General features: G+C 70.8%; 16 protein-coding genes. 7 read left to right on the top strand and 9 right to left on the bottom strand.

Translation table 11 applies throughout. From position 1 onward, the window contains the following. Nucleotides 1-31 precede the first annotated feature (31 nt). From BEK98_RS03360 to BEK98_RS03345, 4 genes are all read left to right on the top strand, one after another. The gene (locus BEK98_RS03360) at nucleotides 32-610 is read left to right on the top strand and encodes a TerD family protein (RefSeq protein WP_094214836.1); all 579 of its coding nucleotides are present in this window, start codon (nucleotides 32-34) and stop codon (nucleotides 608-610) included. Nucleotides 611-660: 50 nt separating this feature from the next. Next, nucleotides 661-2,535, top strand: a complete 1,875-nt coding sequence (locus BEK98_RS03355; protein ID WP_094214835.1) for a TerD family protein — start codon at nucleotides 661-663, stop codon at nucleotides 2,533-2,535. Between the two features lie 224 nt (nucleotides 2,536-2,759). Beyond that, a complete protein-coding gene (locus tag BEK98_RS03350) occupies nucleotides 2,760-3,761 on the top strand; it encodes a TerC/Alx family metal homeostasis membrane protein (protein ID WP_094214834.1) in 1,002 nt (333 codons plus the stop codon). A gap of 160 nt (nucleotides 3,762-3,921) precedes the next feature. After that, entirely contained in the window at nucleotides 3,922-5,022 is a 1,101-nt protein-coding gene (locus BEK98_RS03345; protein WP_094214833.1) for a calcium:cation antiporter, read from the top strand. A 14-nt stretch (nucleotides 5,023-5,036) separates the two neighbouring features. On the opposite strand, the gene BEK98_RS03340 is transcribed toward BEK98_RS03345, so the two are convergent. Then, complete coding sequence (locus BEK98_RS03340) at nucleotides 5,037-6,308, bottom strand: MFS transporter (RefSeq protein WP_094214832.1); 1,272 nt, start codon at nucleotides 6,306-6,308, stop codon at nucleotides 5,037-5,039. Between the two features lie 209 nt (nucleotides 6,309-6,517). Between BEK98_RS03340 and aroQ the strand changes: the two genes are divergently transcribed. Further along, nucleotides 6,518-6,991 (top strand): type II 3-dehydroquinate dehydratase, encoded by a 474-nt coding sequence (aroQ, locus tag BEK98_RS03335; RefSeq protein WP_094214831.1) that lies wholly within the window; start codon nucleotides 6,518-6,520, stop codon nucleotides 6,989-6,991. 10 nt (nucleotides 6,992-7,001) lie between these two features. Here the strand turns inward: aroQ and BEK98_RS03330 are convergent, their stop codons facing one another. The 5 genes from BEK98_RS03330 to BEK98_RS03310 all read right to left on the bottom strand — a co-directional run bounded on the left by BEK98_RS03330 (nucleotide 7,002) and on the right by BEK98_RS03310 (nucleotide 11,414). Continuing rightward, a complete protein-coding gene (locus BEK98_RS03330) occupies nucleotides 7,002-7,754 on the bottom strand; it encodes an amino acid ABC transporter ATP-binding protein (protein WP_167444075.1) in 753 nt (250 codons plus the stop codon). Next, nucleotides 7,751-8,686, bottom strand: a complete 936-nt coding sequence (locus BEK98_RS03325; RefSeq protein WP_094214830.1) for an amino acid ABC transporter permease — start codon at nucleotides 8,684-8,686, stop codon at nucleotides 7,751-7,753. The genes BEK98_RS03330 and BEK98_RS03325 overlap by 4 nt, the downstream gene beginning before the upstream one ends. Then, the gene (locus BEK98_RS03320) at nucleotides 8,683-9,567 is read right to left on the bottom strand and encodes an ABC transporter substrate-binding protein (RefSeq protein WP_094214829.1); all 885 of its coding nucleotides are present in this window, start codon (nucleotides 9,565-9,567) and stop codon (nucleotides 8,683-8,685) included. The genes BEK98_RS03325 and BEK98_RS03320 overlap by 4 nt, the downstream gene beginning before the upstream one ends. Before the next feature lie 441 nt (nucleotides 9,568-10,008). Beyond that, nucleotides 10,009-10,665 carry an MBL fold metallo-hydrolase gene (locus BEK98_RS03315; RefSeq protein ID WP_094214828.1) on the bottom strand — a complete coding sequence of 219 codons (657 nt, stop codon included), beginning with the start codon at nucleotides 10,663-10,665 and terminating at the stop codon, nucleotides 10,009-10,011. A gap of 62 nt (nucleotides 10,666-10,727) precedes the next feature. Then, complete coding sequence (locus BEK98_RS03310; RefSeq protein ID WP_094214827.1) at nucleotides 10,728-11,414, bottom strand: maleylpyruvate isomerase family mycothiol-dependent enzyme; 687 nt, start codon at nucleotides 11,412-11,414, stop codon at nucleotides 10,728-10,730. 225 nt (nucleotides 11,415-11,639) lie between these two features. Between BEK98_RS03310 and uvrA the strand changes: the two genes are divergently transcribed. Then, complete coding sequence (gene uvrA / locus BEK98_RS03305) at nucleotides 11,640-14,666, top strand: excinuclease ABC subunit UvrA (protein ID WP_094214826.1); 3,027 nt, start codon at nucleotides 11,640-11,642, stop codon at nucleotides 14,664-14,666. A gap of 170 nt (nucleotides 14,667-14,836) precedes the next feature. On the opposite strand, the gene BEK98_RS03300 is transcribed toward uvrA, so the two are convergent. Together BEK98_RS03300 and BEK98_RS03295 are read right to left on the bottom strand one after the other, a co-directional pair. Then, on the bottom strand, nucleotides 14,837-15,748 hold the full coding sequence (locus BEK98_RS03300) for a carbohydrate kinase family protein (RefSeq protein ID WP_094214825.1): 912 nt from the start codon (nucleotides 15,746-15,748) through the stop codon (nucleotides 14,837-14,839). After that, the gene (locus BEK98_RS03295; RefSeq protein WP_094214824.1) at nucleotides 15,745-16,854 is read right to left on the bottom strand and encodes a LacI family DNA-binding transcriptional regulator; all 1,110 of its coding nucleotides are present in this window, start codon (nucleotides 16,852-16,854) and stop codon (nucleotides 15,745-15,747) included. The genes BEK98_RS03300 and BEK98_RS03295 overlap by 4 nt, the downstream gene beginning before the upstream one ends. A 249-nt stretch (nucleotides 16,855-17,103) precedes the next feature. Between BEK98_RS03295 and BEK98_RS03290 the strand changes: the two genes are divergently transcribed. After that, nucleotides 17,104-17,538: a QcrA and Rieske domain-containing protein gene (locus BEK98_RS03290; protein ID WP_094214823.1), complete on the top strand. Its 435-nt coding sequence runs from the start codon at nucleotides 17,104-17,106 to the stop codon at nucleotides 17,536-17,538. A 79-nt stretch (nucleotides 17,539-17,617) separates the two neighbouring features. On the opposite strand, the gene BEK98_RS03285 is transcribed toward BEK98_RS03290, so the two are convergent. Continuing rightward, nucleotides 17,618-18,565 (bottom strand): hypothetical protein, encoded by a 948-nt coding sequence (locus BEK98_RS03285; protein ID WP_094214822.1) that lies wholly within the window; start codon nucleotides 18,563-18,565, stop codon nucleotides 17,618-17,620. Between the last annotated feature and the right edge of the window lie 186 nt (nucleotides 18,566-18,751).

Raw genomic sequence — 18,751 nt, 5'->3', positions numbered from 1 at the left:
CAACAGGGGACCACCGAGAGGGGAATCAGCCGTGACCGTCAACTTGACCAAGGGTCAGGCCATCAGCCTGGAGAAGAAGGACGGGGCCACCCTGACCGCGGTCCGCATGGGTCTCGGCTGGCAGGCGGCGAAGCGGCGCGGCCTGTTCGGCTCGCGCACCCGCGAGATCGACCTGGACGCCTCGGCGGTTCTCTTCGCCGAGAAGCAGCCGGTCGACGTCGTCTTCTTCCGTCACCTGGTGAGCGACGACGGCTCCGTGCGCCACACCGGCGACAACCTCGTCGGCGGTGCCGGTCAGGGCGGTGACGACGAGGCCATCCTCGTGGACCTGCAGCGCGTCCCGGTCCACATCGACCAGATCGTCTTCACCGTGAACTCCTTCACGGGCCAGACCTTCCAGGAGGTGGAGAACGCGTTCTGCCGCCTCGTGGACGAGACCAACGGCCAGGAGCTGGCCCGCTACACGCTGGCGGGCGGCGGCGAGTACACCGCCCAGATCATGGCCAAGGTGCACCGCGCGGGCTCGGGCTGGACGATGACCGCCCTGGGCGAGCCGGCCAGGGGCCGCACGTTCCAGGACCTGATGCCGACGATCCAGTCGTACCTGTAGGACCGCCCGACGCGGCGCGCACGACAACACGACACAGGGGGGCGTCGGCGATGACGGCCGAGCTGGTGCGGGGGCAGAACCACCCGCTGTCGCAGGACCGGCTGGAGATCCGGATCTCTGCCGGGGTGCCGGTCCTGGCGGGAGCCACGCTCGGCGACGAGCACGGCACGGTGCACGGCGCCGAGTGGGTGGCTCACCCCGGCGCCCCCACGCTGCCCGGAATCGAGGTGTCCGGGCAGGCCGCCGCTGACCACCGTCTCGCCGTCGACCTGGCCGCCCTGCCCGAGGCGGTCCACCGCCTCACCGTGCTGCTGGCCCTGCCCACGCAGCCGGGAGGCGCGCTCCGGTTCGGTGCGGTCGCCGCCCCGCGGACGTCGGTCACCGGCCTCGACGGCGCCGAGATCGTTCGCTTCACCCTCACCGACCTGGACGCCGAGTCGGCCGTCGTCGCCCTGGAGTTGTACCGCCGGCAGGGTGCCTGGAAGGTCCGCGCGGTCGGCCAGGGCTACGCCGGCGGCCTCGCCGCCCTCCTCACCGACCAGGGCCTGCCCCGGGCCGAAGCACTCGCGGCGGACGTGCAGGAGGCGGTGTCCCGAAGCCTCGCCCGCGCGATACCGGTGCCACAGCCTCAGGACACCGCCGGCTCCTCGGCACCACAGCCGACCCAGTCGTACGACACCCAGGACCCGCAGGGCGCGCGGACCCCAAGTGGCCCGATCGACTACACCCACCCCGACCGCCGTGCCCACACGGCCCCGCCGCCGCCCTCGGCGTCCCCGGCACCGGAGGGCCGGCCTCCCCAGCCCGTGGCGGGTGACGCGGTGGGCTGGTCGATGGAGGAGCGGCTGTACAACCAGGTCTGGGGCATGTTCGAGGATCTGGCCCGCACCACGGCCGCGTACCGCAGCGCGGTCGACTTCGCCGGCTCCCGTCTGGAGAAGGAACTCGACCAGGTCCTCGCCGACCCGCGCAGCCGGCTCGGTACGGCGGGTGATGCCGCGCGCGAGACGGCCCATGCCCGGTACTCCCAGCTGGTCGACCAGGCTCAGGCTGCCTTCGACCGGGACCTCGCCCAGCTCACCGCCGAGTCCGAGGTCGTCGAGCCCGCGCTCCCGCCGGCGTACGCCCGCTGGGACAACCCCGTCTGGCACGGCTACCGCGTGCCGGACGAGCCGCCGCTGGCCGTGCGGCTCGGTGATCTCCACCTGCCCGAAAGCGTCCCGCTGCGCATTCCCCTGCTGGTCAGGCTGCCGCTGGAGCGGGGCCTGTGGATCGACAGCGGCCCTGTGGCAGGACCCGACGACACCTTCCTGGACTCTGACGAGGCACGCCGGCTCGCCCTGGACGCCGCAGTGGCGCTCGCGGTCCGGCTGCTCGCCGTCCACCCGGCGGGGGAGTTCGCCGTGCAGGTCGTCGACCCGGCCGGTGCCGGGGCCCAGGCACTCCTGCCGCTGACGCGGGCGGGGGCGGTGGCGCCGCCCGCGAGCGGGGCGGCCGGCGTGGCGGACATGCTGGAGCGGCTCACCCGCCGTGTCGACCTGACGCAGATGGCGGTTCGCGGCGGCGCTGCCGAATCGCTGCCACCCGACGTCGACACCGCCCAGCAGCTGCTGATCGTCAACGACTTCCCGCACGGTTTCGACGACCGGGCGGTGACCCGGCTGCGCTATCTCGCCGACGAGGGCCCGGCCGTCGGGGTGCACCTGCTGATGGTCGCGGATCGTGCGGACGCCGAGGCCTACGGCCCGTTGCTCGACCCGCTGTGGCGTTCGCTCATGCGACTAACCCCCGTGCCCGACGACCACCTCGCCGATCCCTGGGTCGGCCACGCCTGGACGTACGAGCCCTCGCTCGTTCCGCCCGGCAGCGGGATCCTGCAGCAGGTGCTCACCGAGGTCACCACAGCCCGCACCAAGCATCGGTAAAAGGCATCTGAGCTGTGCATTTGGTGTTTCTTTTACTAATGACTTTACCTTTCCTTGGTGATTGGGGTACTGTCTTCCCAACGGAGGGGAGTACTCCCTGACTGCGGCGCACCCGTCAATACGGATCGATGTGGATCCCGGGGCGTCGGCCCATCGCGGGTGGAAGAGACCTCCGGCAGCGACAACGCTGAAAGTGTTTGCCGTTACGTAATGCCGGAGGTGCAGTGGAAGTCTCTGTGACCCTGTGGGTCCTGACCATTCTGGGTCTCGCCGCCCTGATCGCGGTCGATTTCTTCATCGGCCGCAAGCCCCACGACGTGTCGATCAAGGAAGCCGGCATCTGGACCGTCGTCTGGATCGCCCTGGCCGGACTCTTCGGCCTCGGTCTGCTGGTCTTCGGTGGTGGCCGGCCGGCCGGTGAGTTCTTCGCCGGCTTCATCACCGAGAAGTCGCTGAGCGTCGACAACCTCTTCGTCTTCGTCCTGATCATGGCGAAGTTCGCAGTGCCCTCGCAGTATCAGCAGCGAGTCCTGCTCGTCGGTGTCCTCATAGCCCTGGTCCTGCGGGCCATCTTCATCGCGGCCGGAGCCGCGATCCTCGCCAGCTTCTCCTGGGTCTTCTACCTCTTCGGCGCCTTCCTGATCTGGACCGCCTGGAAGCTCATCCAGGAGGCCCGCGCCGACGAAGAGGACGAGGAGTACGAGGAGAACAAGCTGCTGAAGGCCGCGGAGCGCCGGTTCGGCGTGGCCGACCGGTACCACGGCACCAAGCTCTGGATCCAGCAGAACGGCAAGCGGGTCATGACCCCGATGCTGGTCGTGATGCTCGCCATCGGCACCACCGACGTGCTGTTCGCGCTGGACTCCATCCCCGCGATCTTCGGCCTGACTCAGGATCCGTACATCGTCTTCACCGCCAACGCCTTCGCCCTCATGGGTCTGCGCCAGCTGTACTTCCTCATCGGTGGTCTGCTCAGGAAGCTGGTCCACCTGTCGTACGGCCTGTCGATCATCCTCGGCTTCATCGGCGTGAAGCTGGTCCTGCACGCGCTGCACGAGTCCGGGGTCCACGTCCCCGAGATCAGCATCCCGATCTCGCTCGGCGTGATCTGTGCCGTCCTGGTCGTCACCACCATCACCAGCCTGATGGCCTCCAGGAAGCAGGCGGCCGCCGAGGCGGTGCGCGGCGGGAGCGAGGGCGCCCCGAAGGACAGCGTCGACGCCTGACGGCAGGGGACGCGAGAACCATCACCCGACCTGCGGGGCGCCGGCCGTACCGGCGCTGGTGCCCCGCACCGGAAAGGCTGGTGCCCCGCACCGGAAAGGATGAGAAGGGATCCGAAAAGAACGGAATGCGAACCCTGTACGTGTCTGCCACGATCGCTGCATGATCACTCGGCTCAGGTCGCTCACCACCCAGTGGACGCTCCTCGTGCCGGTGGTCGCGGTCGTCCTGCTGATCTTCACCTGGGGCCGTAGTCTTCCCGGCGCGGTCGTCGCGGTGGTGACGCTGGTCCTCGCGGGGTCCGTCCTCGCAGCGGTGCACCACGCCGAGGTGGTCGCCCACCGCGTCGGTGAACCCTTCGGCTCCCTGGTGCTGGCCATCGCCGTCACCGTCATCGAGGTGGCCCTGATCGTCACCCTCATGGTCGACGGCGGCGACAAGAGTGCCACCCTGGCCCGCGACACCGTCTTCGCTGCCGTGATGATCACCTGCAACGGCATCGTCGGGCTCTGTCTCCTCGTCGCCTCCCTGCGCCACGGGACCGCGGTCTTCAACCCCGAGGGCACCGGCGCCGCCCTGGCGACCGTGGCGACCCTGGCCACGCTCAGCCTGGTGCTGCCGACGTTCACCACCAGCAAGCCGGGCCCCGAGTTCTCCACCGTGCAGCTGACGTTCGCCGCGCTGTCCTCACTGATCCTCTACGGCCTGTTCGTGGCCACCCAGACCGTGCGGCACCGCGACTACTTCCTGCCGATCACCCGGCAGGGCGAGATCATCACCAGCGACGACCATGCCGCGCCCCCCTCCGTGCGCGCCGCCTGGACCAGCCTCGGCGTGCTCGGCCTCGCCCTGGTCGGCGTGGTGGGCCTGGCGAAGGGTGTGTCGCCCACCATCGAGTCCGGTGTGGAGGCGGCCGGCCTGAACCAAGCGGTCGTCGGTGTGATCATCGCCCTGCTCGTCCTGCTGCCCGAGACGATCGCCGCGCTGCGCTCCGCCCGCCGCGACCGGGTGCAGACCAGCCTCAACCTCGCGCTCGGCTCGGCCATGGCCAGCATCGGCCTGACCATCCCCGCCGTCGCCCTCGCCTCCATCTGGCTGTCCGGACCGCTCGTCCTCGGTCTCGGCCCGACGCACATGCTGCTGCTCGCACTGACCGTTGTCGTCAGCTCCCTGACGGTGGTGCCGGGCCGGGCCACACCCCTGCAGGGCGGCGTGCACCTGGTGCTGTTCGCGGCCTACCTGGAGCTGGCGATCAATCCGTAGCGTGGTCGGCCCGGTCAGCTCGTGGCCGGCTCGACCGCGGGCACGGGTACCGGCCGCGTCTCCGGCAGCAGCGCGAAGCAGCCCAGGCTCAGCAGGGCGATCCCGGTCAGATACACGCCCACGCCCCACGGGACGCGCCCGCCGTGCTCCGCCAGCGCCGTCGCCACGATCGGGGTGAGCGCGCCGCCCAGGACCCCGCCGAGGTTGTAGCCGACCGCGGCCCCCGTGCAGCGCACCCGCGCCTCGTACAGCTCCGGCAGATACGCGGCGATCACCGAGAACATGATGACGAAGGCGACCAGCGCGCCCAGGATGCCGAGGAACATCAGCAACGGCTCGCCCGTCGCCAGCAGCGCGACCATCGGCAGCATCCACAGGGCGCATGCCGTGCAGCCCGCCAGGCACATCGGCCGGCGCCCGTAGCGGTCGCCCAGCAGCGCCATGGGGGCCGTGAGCGCCCCCTTCACCACCACGGCGGCCATGACGCACGTCAGCATGACGGTACGGCTCACCCCGAGCCGTTCCGTCGCGTACGCCAGCGACCACGTCGTCACCGCGTAGAACACCGCGTACCCGACGGCCAGCGCCCCGGCCGTCAGCAGCACCAGCCGTCCGTGGTGCCGTACGACCTCGAAGATCGGCACGCGCGCGTGGTCGTCGATCTCCAGGAACCCGGGAGTCTCGGTGAGCGACGACCGCAGCCACAGCCCGGCCAGAGCCAGCACGCCGGCCGCCCAGAACGGAACCCGCCACCCCCATTGCGCGAACTGCGCGTCGGACAGCGCCGCCGACAGTGCGAGCATCACCCCGTTGGCGAGCACGAAGCCGAACGCGGGCCCCACCTGAGGGAAGCTCGACCACAGGGCGCGCCGCTCCGCGGGCGCGTGCTCGGCGGTCAGCAGCACCGCCCCGCCCCACTCACCGCCGAGCCCCAGCCCCTGAAGGAAGCGCAGGACGAGCAGCAGCACCGGGGCGGCCACGCCGATGGATCCGTACGTCGGCACGCACCCGACCGCGACCGTCGAAGCGCCGGTCAGCAGCAGGGAGGCGACCAGCACCGGCCGCCGTCCGTGCCGGTCACCGAGGTGCCCGAACAGCACCGAGCCCAGCGGCCGGGCCACGAACCCCACCCCGAACGTCACGAACGCCGCCAGCGTCCCCGCCACCGGCGGGAACGTCGGGAAGAACAGGGGTCCCAGGACCAGGGCCGCCGCTGTCCCGTAGACGAAGAAGTCGTAGAACTCGATCGCGGTCCCGGCGAGCGAAGCGGCCGCGAGCCGTGGCATGGAAGGGGCCCTTACAGCCCGTACATCGTGCATGCCGCGTCAACTACCCACCGTGATCAAGGGTTACGGGGGCGTGCGGAGGTGATCAACGAGTCGTGGCGCGCGCCGAGGCGGCCGGAGCACGCGACCCCTCGCCCGCGCGGCACCCCGTGATAGACCGGGTGCGAGCGAGCGGTCGCAGAGACCGCCCCGAACGGACCGGAGGAACCGTGCCCCGCACCCTGGCCAACGCCCCGATCATGATCCTCAACGGGCCCAACCTGAACCTCCTCGGCCAGCGCCAGCCCGAGATCTACGGCAAGGACACGCTCGCCGACGTCGAGGCGATGTGCGCCAAGGCAGCGGCGGCGCACGGCGGCACGGTGGACTTCCGGCAGTCCAACCACGAGGGCGAGCTGGTCGACTGGATCCACGAGGCGCGGCTCACCCACTGCGGGATCGTCATCAACCCCGGCGCCTACTCCCACACGTCGGTCGCGATTCTGGACGCGCTCAACACCTGCGACGGCATGCCTGTGCTGGAGGTGCACATCTCCAACATCCACCAGCGCGAGACGTTCCGGCACCACTCGTACGTCTCGCTGCGCGCCGACGGCGTGATCGCGGGGTGCGGCGTGCAGGGCTACGTGTTCGGCGTGGAGCGGGTCGCCGCCCTGGTGGGGGCGGCGCAGGCCGACGCGTAGCCTCCGCGGGCTACAGGCGGCCGGACTCCACGATCCGTCGCAGGAAGCGCCGCGTGCGCTCCTGCTGCGGGTCGCCGAAGACCTGCTCGGCGGTGCCGCGCTCCAGCACGACCCCTCCGTCCAGAAAACAGACCTGGTCGGCGACGTCCCGGGCGAAGCCCATCTCGTGCGTCGCCAGCACCATGGTCATGCCCTCGTCCTTCAGGCCACGGACCACTTCCAGTACCTCGCCGACGAGTTCGGGGTCCAGCGCGGCGGTGATCTCGTCGAGCAGCAGCAGCCGGGGCCGTACGGCGAGGGCCCGTACGATCGCCACACGCTGCTGCTGGCCGCCGCTCAACCGGTCCGGGTAGGCAGCCGCCTTGCCGCCCAGTCCGAGGCGCTCCAGCAGCTCCCCGGCCCGCTCCTCGGCCTCCGCGCGAGAGACGCCGTGCACCCGGCGCGGGGCGAGCGTGATGTTGTCCAGCACGGTCATGTGCGGGAAGAGGTTGTACGCCTGGAAGACCACGCCGATACGGCGTCGTACCGCGTCCTGGTCGACGCGCGGGTCGGTGATCTCCTCGCTGTCCAGCCAGATCGCTCCGTCGTCGATCTCCTCCAGGAGGTTGGCGCAGCGCAGCAGCGTGGACTTGCCCGAGCCGGAGGCGCCGATCAGCGCGGTCACGGTATGCGGGGCGACCTCCAGGTCGACGTCCCGCAGCACGACCGAGCCGCCGAAGGTCTTGCGGACGGACTCCATGCGCAGGACAGGCGCGTCGCTCATATGGATCCTCCCTGGGCCCGCTGCCGGTCCATCCTGGCGGTCACCCAGTCCGTGAAGCGGGTCATCGGGATGGTGAGCGCCACGAACACCAGCCCCGCGACGATGTACGGCGTGTAGTTGAGGCTCCGGCCCACGATGATGTCGGCGGCCCGTACGGCGTCCACCGCACCGCCGATCGACACCAGGCCGGTGTCCTTCTGCAGCGACACCAGGTCGTTGAGCAGGGGCGGCACCTGACGGCGCACCGCCTGGGGCAGCACGACATAGCGCAGGGCCTGCCGGTTGGTGAGGCCCAGCGAGCGGGCCGCGGCGCGCTGCGAGGGGTGGATGGACTCGATGCCGGCCCGGAACACCTCGGCCACGTACGCCGAGTACGTCAGCGTCAGCGCCGTACCGCCCAGCAGCACCGGATCCACCGTCACGCCCTGCAGCCGCAGCGCGGGCACGCCCAGCACCACGATCATCAAGTTGATGATGAGCGGCAGACCGCGGAAGAAGTCGGTGTACGCCGCCGCCAGCGCGCGCAGCGGGAAGAACACCGGGCCGCGCAGGGTGCGGGCCACGGCGATGAGCATGCCGAGGACCAGCACGGCGACGCCGCAGATGAGCAGTAGGCGGACGTTCAGCCACAGGCCTTCGAGGACCTTCGGGAACGCCTCGCGCGCGTACTGTGCGCTGAAGAACGTCTCCTTGGTGCGCGGCCAGCCCGGCGCGTTGACGACGACCAGGTAGAGCACGGCGGCCGTGACCAGGGTGGAGAGCGCCGCGATGGCCGTGGCGCGGCGGGCGCGCGCCCGCTTGTAGCGCTCGCGCTCCAGCCGCCGCTCGGAGGGCACATAGCCGTCGCCGACGACGCCGTCCTCGGCGCCGCCGGTCATGTCACCCTTGTCGTCCGCCCCCTCCCGGGCGGACTCACCCTTGGTGACCGTCACTTGAGCACCGGTGCGTCGACGGCGTCGGAGAGCCACTGCTTCTCGATCCGCGCCAGCGTGCCGTCCTTGCGCAGGGCGTCCACGGCGCCGGACACGCACGAGGTCAGCGCGCTGCCCTTGTCGAGCACGAGCCCGAACTGCTCGGGCGTGCCGCCCTGGTTCTCGAACTGGCCGACGATCTTCGCGTCCGTCACCTCGGCCGCGGTGATGTAGAACGCGGTCGGCAGGTCGACGACGATGGCGTCGACCTGACCGTTCTTCAGCGCGGACTTGGCCTGGTCGTTCTTGGCGTACACGGCGGCCTCCTGCTTCGGCTTCACCACGTCGGTGATGTAGTCGAGGCTCGTGGTTCCCACCTGGGCGCCCAGCTTGAGGTTCTTCAGGTCCGCGATGCTCGTCGCCTTGGCGGCCTTGCTGCCCTTGAGCGCGATGACGGCCTGGCGCACGTCGTAGTAACCGGAGGAGAAGTCCACGGCCTTCTTGCGCTCCGTGCTGATCGACACCTGGTTGATGTCGAAGTCGAACGTCTTCACGCCGGGCGCGAACGCCTTGTTGAAGGGCACGCTCTGCCAGACCACGGCGCTCTTGTCATAGCCCAGCTGCTTCGCCACGGCGTAGGCCACCGCGGACTCGAAGCCCTTGCCGTTCGCGGGCTTGTCGTCCTTGAACCACGGCTCGTACGCGGGCTCGTCCGTCGCGATCGTCAGCTTCCCGGACGTCTGGGTGGCCAACTTGCCCTTGGCGCAGCTCTTCTGGGCGGACCCGGACGGGGTGGCCGACGCCTTCTCCTCGGGCTGCGGAGCACAGCCGACAGCGGTGGCGAGCAGGGCTATGGTGGCGGCGGCTACCGCGCGGCGCAGTGCGCGAGGGGCAAGGTGCATGGCGGGAGATTGACAGCGAACCCCCCGTTTGTCCAGGTCACGGCGTTCATTGTCCGCATAGTGGGAACCGGTGTTGCTGTCGTGTGAACACTGTCGCCTGAGGCGGCCCTGGCCTGGGCCGCCGGCCGAGGGCGGGGTTGGAAGACCGGCGGCCCATACCGCGCAGGAGCCGTCATCCTGTGCGGGGCTGCTACCAGTTGACCGCGTGACACGGCGCGAAGGGAGCGCGCATGCGCCCCAGGCGCGTGCGAACAGTTCACACGGGGCGCGCGGCGGAGTGCGCGCCGGGAGTGCACGCGGGGCGTGCGCCCTGTGTGGAAGCGCCAACTTCTCAAGCTGCGCGGGCCACATCAAGGGGCGCAGGGAACTGTGCGACAAGCCCACCAAGGACCCGCAGTCGCACGCGAACCAGGCACCCCGAGCTGGTAAGCGCCCGCCGCATCACCACCCGCGCGCGTGCCACTCCGGCAGATGCGGCCGCTCCGCCCCCAGTGTGGTGTCGTTGCCATGCCCGGGGTAGACCCAGGTCTCGTCCGGCAGGACGTCGAAGATCTTCGTCTCGACGTCGTGGATCAGACTGGCGAACGCCGCCGGGTCCTTGCGCGTGTTGCCGACGCCGCCCGGGAAGAGGCAGTCCCCGGTGAAGACGTGCGGGTGACCGTGCGGGTCGTCGTAGACCAGCGCGATGGAGCCCGGAGTGTGCCCGATGAGATGGCGCGCGGTAAGTTCCACGCGCCCCACCCTGATGACGTCACCGTCGTCGACCAGGACGTCGGTGGGCACCGGGATGCCCGGGGCGTCCTCGCGGCCGGCGTACGCACGGGCACCCGTGGCGGCGACGACCTCGGCGAGCGCCTGCCAGTGGTCGCCGTGCTGATGCGTGGTGACGACGGACGCGATGCCGTCGTCGCCGATCATGGCGAGCAGGGTCTGCGCCTCGTTGGCGGCGTCGATCAGGAGTTGCTCGTCGGTGGCCCGGCAGCGCAGCAGATAGGCGTTGTTGTCCATCGGGCCGACCGCGATCTTCGTGATCATCAGGTCTTTCAGCTCGTGCACGTCCGCCGGTCCGCCGACCTTGACCTCTCCGCTGTACGTCATGGTGATCAGCCTATAGCGGGGGAGTGCCCGACGGGCCGCGTGGCGCTGCAGCCGTCGTCGCGCTACAGCGGGGGCAGCTTCGGGAGCGCGCCGCCCGTCGCCCGCAGCGCGGCACCCCCGCGGCGTCCGGCGAGCCAGCCCAGCAGGTCCGCCGGAGCCCCGCTGACCGTGACCTCGGGCTCGGCGGCCTCGCGTCCCGTGCTCCACGCGCGCGTCCCGTCCGTGACGCGGGTCGCCGGGACGTCGGGGTGCCCGGAGAACCGCTGTGCCAGGAACTCGATCTCCCGCTCGGTGAACTCCGCCGGAAGATCCTCCAGCTCGTACCCCACCCCGAGGTCCACATGATGCAGCTCGACCTCGACCCACCGCCGGAACGGCACCCGGGACGCGGAGTCGGTGACCCCGTTGCGCAGCTCCACCGTGCGCGTCCAGTCCGCCGGCGCGGCCCCCGTCTCCTGGAAGCAGGCCCCGCTCTCGCGCACGTCGGCGAGCTGGACGTCCAGCGGGCGGGGGGCGTCCCGCTCGATGTCGGCGTCCCGGGTCTCGCCGCTCGCGTACATGGGACGGCCCTCGAGGACGTTCACGAGCGCGTCCGCGTTGCGGGCGAGGTGGGCGAGGACATGTCCACGGGTCCAGCCGGGCAGGCGTGACGGCTCGGCGAGAGACGCGTTGTCCAGCTTGGCGACAGCGGTGAGGAGCCGCTCGGTCGCGTCGCGTACAGAGGCCAGGTCATGAGCGTGATCAATCATGGGCCCGACCCTAGCCCCGCCACACGTTTGGGTGAAGGTGGTGAACCTCGGCCGAAAATCGAAAGCACGTGCTATATCGTCGGAGGTGGCGTCGGGCATGCTGGATGACCGGGGGTTGTTATGCAACCGGGAAATCCGACCGGCGTTGTCAGTGGCTCCCCCTAGTCTCGAAGAAGCACGGGGGCCCCGCCCCTGTCACTTCTCTCAAGAAAGGTGCGGACCGGCGTGGCCGACCGTCTCATCGTCCGTGGCGCGCGCGAGCACAACCTGAAGAATGTCTCGCTCGACCTGCCGCGTGACTCGCTCATCGTCTTCACGGGCCTGTCGGGGTCGGGCAAGTCCTCGCTGGCCTTCGACACGATCTTCGCCGAGGGCCAGCGCCGCTACGTGGAGTCGCTCTCCTCGTACGCCCGCCAGTTCCTCGGCCAGATGGACAAGCCGGACGTCGACTTCATCGAGGGTCTGTCCCCGGCGGTCTCCATCGACCAGAAGTCGACCTCGCGCAACCCGCGCTCGACGGTCGGCACCATCACCGAGGTCTACGACTACCTGCGTCTGCTCTTCGCGCGCATCGGCAAGCCGCACTGCCCCGAGTGCGGCCGCCCGATCTCGCGCCAGTCGCCGCAGGCCATCGTCGACAAGGTCCTGGAGCTGCCGGAGGGGAGCCGCTTCCAGGTGCTGTCGCCGCTGGTGCGCGAGCGCAAGGGCGAGTTCGTCGACCTCTTCGCCGACCTGCAGACCAAGGGCTACTCACGCGCGCGCGTGGACGGCGAGACCATCCAGCTGTCCGAGCCGCCGACCCTGAAGAAGCAGGAGAAGCACACCATCGAGGTGGTCGTCGACCGCCTGACGGTGAAGGACACCGCCAAGCGCCGCCTCACCGACTCCGTGGAGACCGCCCTCGGCCTGTCCGGCGGCATGGTCGTGCTCGACTTCGTGGACCTCCCCGAGGACGACCCCGAGCGCGAGCGCATGTACTCGGAGCACCTGTACTGCCCGTACGACGACCTGTCCTTCGAGGAGCTGGAGCCCCGCTCCTTCTCCTTCAACTCGCCCTTCGGCGCCTGCCCCGAGTGCACCGGCATCGGCACGCGCATGGAGGTTGACCCGGAGCTGATCGTCCCGGACGAGGACAAGTCCCTGGACGAGGGCGCCATCCACCCCTGGTCGCACGGACACACCAAGGACTACTTCGGCCGCCTGATCGGCGCGCTCGCCGACGCGCTCGGCTTCCGTACCGACATCCCCTTCGCGGGCCTGCCGCAGCGTGCCAAGAAGGCCCTGCTCTACGGTCACAAGACCCAGATCGAGGTCCGGTACCGCAACCGATACGGCCGCGAGCGCGTGTACACCACACCCTTCGAGGGTGCGGTGCCCTTCGTGAAGCGCCGGCACAGCGAGGCCGAGAGCGACGCCAGCCGCGAGCGCTTCGAGGGCTACATGCGCGAGGTGCCCTGCCCCTCCTGCGAGGGCACGCGCCTGAAGCCGATCGTCCTGGCCGTCACGATCATGGAGAAGTCGATCGCCGAGGTCTCCGCGATGTCGATCAGCGACTGCGCGGAGTTCCTGGGCGAGCTGACGCTGAACGCCCGCGACAAGAAGATCGCCGAGCGCGTCCTGAAGGAGGTCAACGAGCGGCTGCGCTTCCTCGTCGACGTCGGCCTCGACTACCTCTCCCTCAACCGAGCGGCCGGCACCCTCTCCGGCGGTGAGGCCCAGCGCATCCGCCTGGCCACCCAGATCGGCTCCGGCCTCGTCGGCGTCCTGTACGTCCTGGACGAGCCGTCCATCGGCCTGCACCAGCGCGACAACCACCGGCTGATCGAGACCCTGGTCCGGCTGCGCGACATGGGCAACACGCTCATCGTCGTGGAGCACGACGAGGACACGATCAAGGTCGCCGACTGGATCGTCGACATCGGTCCCGGCGCCGGCGAGCACGGCGGCAAGGTCGTGCACAGCGGCTCCCTGAAGGAACTGCTTGCCAACGCCGAGTCGCAGACCGGCCAGTACCTCTCGGGTCGCAAGTCCATCCCGCTGCCGGACATCCGGCGCCCCCAGGACCCGTCCCGGCGGCTGACCGTGCACGGTGCCCGTGAGAACAACCTGCAGGACATCGACGTGTCCTTCCCGCTGGGCGTGTTCACGGCCGTCACGGGCGTGTCCGGATCCGGCAAGTCGACGCTGGTCAACGACATCCTCTACACGCACCTGGCCCGCGAGCTGAACGGCGCGCGCAGCGTCCCCGGACGGCACACGCGCGTGGACGGCGACGACCTCGTCGACAAGGTCGTGCACGTCGACCAGTCGCCCATCGGCCGCACCCCGCGGTCCAACCCGGCGACGTACACCGGCGTCTTCGACCACATCCGCAAGCTGTTCGCCGAGACCACCGAGGCGAAGGTCCGCGGCTATCTGCCCGGGCGGTTCTCCTTCAACGTCAAGGGCGGCCGCTGCGAGAACTGCGCGGGCGACGGCACCATCAAGATCGAGATGAACTTCCTCCCGGACGTCTACGTCCCGTGCGAGGTCTGCCACGGCGCCCGGTACAACCGGGAGACCCTGGAGGTCCACTACAAGGGCAAGTCCATCGCCGACGTGCTGAACATGCCGATCGAGGAGGCGACCGAGTTCTTCGAGGCGGTCCCGGCCATCTCCCGGCACCTGAGGACGCTGAAGGACGTCGGCCTCGGGTACGTCCGGCTCGGCCAGTCCGCGACCACCCTGTCCGGTGGTGAGGCGCAGCGTGTGAAGCTCGCCAGCGAGCTGCAGAAGCGCTCCACCGGACGCACGGTCTACGTCCTGGACGAGCCGACCACCGGTCTGCACTTCGAGGACATCAGCAAGCTGCTGAAGGTCCTCGCCGGCCTCGTCGACAAGGGCAACACGGTCATCGTCATCGAGCACAACCTCGACGTGATCAAGACCGCCGACTGGGTCGTCGACATGGGTCCGGAGGGCGGCGCCGGCGGTGGCCTCGTGGTCGCCGAGGGCACGCCCGAGGAGGTCGCCGGCGTTCCGGCCAGCCACACCGGCAAGTTCCTGCGCGAGATCCTCGGCGCCGACCGCATCAGCGACGCGGCACCGGTGAAGGCACCGCGTGGCGCGGCGGCCAAGAAGACGGCCGCGGCCAGGTCCACGGCGAAGAAGACGGTGACGGCCAAGGCCAACAACACGGCGACCAAGAAGGCCGCCTCGGTCACGAAGAAGACGGCACCGGCGAAGAAGACGACGCGGGCCCGAAAGGCCTGAGGCCGGTTCGGGTCATGCCCTGACACGTCATCAAAAAAGCGGCGCCCCGCGGGAACTCCCCGCGGGGCGCCGCTCGTTCCACCATCAGCCACCCCGGCTCCGCGGATCGGCCGTCCCACGAACCGCGGGTCAGGCTGAACCTTGACACGAGCACAGAGGAAAGAGACCGCTCACAACTCGCCCAGCTCGGCCGCGTACGGCGGCTCCGCACCCGCGCGTGAGCAGGTGATCGCCGCCGCACGTGCCGCGAACCGCAGCAGTCGCCGCCAGCCGTCCCGCCCCAGGGCGGCGAGTCCCTCCGGCGACAGCGCGTCCTGAGCGGACAGGCCGTGCAGCAGAGCCGCGTTCACCGTGTCACCGGCGCCGATGGTGTCCACGACCTCGACCTTCTCGCCCGGGACGGAGTACTCCGCGCCGTCCCGGGTGTGGACGGTGAGACCGTCGCCGCCCCGGGTGACCACGACGGCCGCCGGTCCCGCGGCCAGCCACTCGCGCGGGGTGCCGCCCAGCCACTCGGCGTCCTCCGCGGACAGCTTCAGCAGCGTCACCGAGGGCAGCCAGCTCTTGAAACGCGCCCGGTAGGCGTCCGCGTCGGGGATGAGACCCGCCCGGATGTTGGGGTCGAGGGCGGTGAACAGACCCTGTGCGGCCGCGGTCCGCATCAGCTCTTCGTAGGCGCTCGCCCCCGGCTCCAGGACGAGCGAGCAGGTTCCGAAGGACACCGCGCGCGTGCCGGCCGGGAGACCGGCGGGGATGCCGAAGAGGCGGTCGGCGGTGCCGTCGACATAGAAGGAGTAGGCGGCCGAGCCGTCGCCGTCGATCGTCGCGACCGCGAGGGTGGTCGGCTCGGGGCCGCGCTGCACGCCGGACACGTCCACCCCGGCCCGGCGCAGCCCGTCGAGGAGGGCCTCACCGAAGGCGTCGTGGGACGTCCGGGAGCAGAAGGCGGTCGGGGAGCCGAGGCGGCCGAGGGCCACGGCGGTGTTGTACGGGCCGCCGCCGAGCGCCGGCTTCAGGTCCGCGAGGGCACCCGGGCCGTGCGGTACCAGGTCGATCAGTGCCTCACCGGCGACGACGATCACGAGGCGGTTCCCTTCTCGGGCAGTGCGGACAGCGTGGGGAATGCAGACGGTTCGGTCTTCCCGTCGGGCTCGGCCGGCCGGGGGCCCGCGGCCTGGTCCCGGTCCTCCGGGCACCCGCAGGAGGTGCGGTGGACGAAGGCGCAGGGCAGCCGGACGGTCCGGGCGGGCCGGTCGGGGGCGGCCAGCCGCTCCAGGAGCACCCGGATGGCCTGGGCGCCGATCTCCCTGCTGGGCTGGGCGATGGCGGTGAGCCGGGGCGAGAACAGGTCGGCCCAGGCGAAGTCGTCGAAGCAGCACAGGGCGATGCCGTCCGGGACGGCCAGGCCCTCGCGGCGCAGGGCGCGCAGGGCGCCGATGGTCATGGCGTTGTTGGCGGTGACGAGCGCTGTCGGCCGATCGGACAGGGAGAGCAGGGCGGCCGTGGCCCGCTCGGCGCCGACCGACTCGGAGTTGCCGGACACCACGAGGTCCTCGTCGTGGGCCAGCCCGGCGGCGGCGAGACCCTGCTGGTAGCCGGTGATGCGCTCACTGGTGGTGCTGAGCCCGGGCAGGCCCGCGACCAGGCCGATCCGGCGATGGCCGAGCCCGGCGAGATGGGTGACGAGGCGGGCCATCGGGTCGGCGTTCTCGGCACACACCTGATCGAAACGCGCCTGCTCGGGGAGCACCCGGTCCAGGAACACCGTCGGAACCTCGTGGCGGCCGAGGTAGGCGACGAGGTCGTGCGGGTGCGCGGAGGGAGCGACGATCATGCCGTCCACCCGGCGCTCGTGGAGGAGCTGGACGACCTTCCGCTCGTGCGCGGGGTCGTCGTGCGGGTCGGCGATCAGCAGGCTGTAGCCCGCTTCCAGGGTGGCCGCCTCGACGCCCTGGAGGATCTCCGTGAAGTACGGGTTGCTGATCGCAGACACCGCGAGGCCGATGGAGCGGGTGCGAGAGGTGACCAGGGAGCGGGCGAGGGTGTTGGGCGTGTAGCCGAGGGCGTCGACGGCGTCCAGCACGGCCTGGCGGGTGTGGGGCAGCACCGGACGCGTGCCGTTGAGCACGTGGGAGACGGTCGCCACGGAGACACCGGCGCTCCGAGCGACGTCCGCCATGGTGGCCATCGCGATTTCCTCTCCCTGAGCCGCAGACCCGCAGACCCGCCAACGCGCTGAGCCGCCAACCCGCTGGACGCCGGGAACGTACCCCATCCATCACCCCCACGTAAACGCTTACGCAAGCGTTTACGCGCCCGGATCCACCCCGCTCGCCACTCGATCCCCACTCGCCGCCCCACCCCCGCCCCCGCCCCGGAGCCGACCTTTCCGCCCGGGTATCGTCGGCCTGCACATCCCCTGACCAGTGGAGACTCGATGCCCGCCCGATCGACCCGTCCGTCTGCGAGTCGCCGTACCGTCCTTCGAGGAGCCGCCGTGGCTCCGGTGGCCGGGCTCGGGCTGGCCGCCTGCTCGGCCCCGGGCGGTACCTCGGCCGACGCGACCCCGACCGCGCCGGTCGACCTCGGTGCCGAGAGCGAGGTCGCGAAGGGCGGCGCGAAGCTCTACCGGGACCACAACGTGGTGGTCAGCCGGGACGGGAGCGGAGCCCTCAAGGCGTACAGCACGATCTGCACGCACGCGGGGTGCCCCATCAACAAGCTCCAGGGGACGACCCTGATCTGCCCCTGCCACGGCAGCCAGTTCGATGCCGTGACGGGCAAGGTGGTCCAGACGCCGGCCACCGAGCCGTTGAACGAGCTGCCGGTGAAGACGTCGAACGGCAGGATCATCGCCGGTCCGGGCGCCTGACCGGCCCGCACGGCCGAGCGGCGGTCAGCCGCTCACTCCCGCCCCCGTCACGCCGGCTCCGGGCGTGCCGGGCCCTGCGTCACTCCCAGTCCCAGGCGATGCCGACCAGACCCGGCCGTATCCGGGGTTCGACCACGTGGACGCTGTGGTGCGGCCCGCTGATCGGCAGCTCATGACGGCCGCTGCGCGGGGCCGCGGGGGAGTGCTGGGTGAAGCGGTGGCAGCGGGCCGGCAGCGCGGCCCCGTCGAAGCGCACCTGGAGTGCGTACTGGCCGCCCGGGAAGCCGAACGGGTGGATGTACTCGCGGGAGACCCCCGCCGTGCCGTCCTCGATGGCGTACCGGAAGAGGAAGGTGTCGCCGGAGCGCAGCCGGGTGCCGAAGAGGAGTTCGGCCACGAGGACACCGGTGTCCTGGTCCAGGCGGACGCGCCCGGTCCGGCAGTTCTCCAGGGCGTGCACCACCATGGCGCGGGGGCTGCTGCCGGGGTCGCCGTGGTGGACGGCGAGGAAGCGGTCGACGCCGTCGCGGTGGGCCCGCACGATGTGGTGGGACTCGAGGCCCGCCAGTTCGCGGCGGGCGCCGATCCGGACACGCTCGTGGTGGCCGAGAGTGTGCAGTCCGCCGTCGAGGGACCAGCCCAGGTCGCCCTGGAGCTGGTTCAGGACGTCGGAGGCCTCGACCAGGGAGCGGTAGGAGCGGGCCGAGGGGCGGCCGGCGGAGTTGGGCTCGCCGGACTCGGTGAGCAGCCGGATCAGGGACTCGTCCGGCAGACGGAGGATCTCCTCCAGGGCCCGTACGGCGCGCAGAGACTCGGGGCGCTGCGGGCGCCGGGCGCCCTGCTGCCAGTAACTCAGGCTGGTGACACCGACCTTGACCCCATGGCGCGTCAGATGGTGCTGCACGCGCTGGAGCGGCAGTCCGCGGGCGGCGATTGCGGCGCGCAGCGCCACGTGGAAGGGGCCGCCCCGCAGGGCCGTGTCCAGTTCCGCGGTGGGGACGTCCGCGTGCTCGGTGGCGTGCCGCATGCACAGGGGCCTTTCTGTGAGGTGTCGCGACGGCTGGTCAGACCGTTGGCGCAGGCGTACGGGGCACCCCCGTGGGCGCAGGGAGACGCCCGTATGCGCGCACACCGCGTCCGTACCCCGGCGTGCACGGCCCCGAGTTCCCCCGCATTGAAGCGTGTTGACCAGGCCCCGACAACACCCTGGACC

It is taken from the genome of Streptomyces diastatochromogenes (assembly GCF_002242805.1).
Classification (GTDB): Bacteria; Actinomycetota; Actinomycetes; order Streptomycetales; family Streptomycetaceae; genus Streptomyces; species Streptomyces diastatochromogenes.
This window is presented reverse-complemented; position numbering and strand designations above follow the sequence as displayed.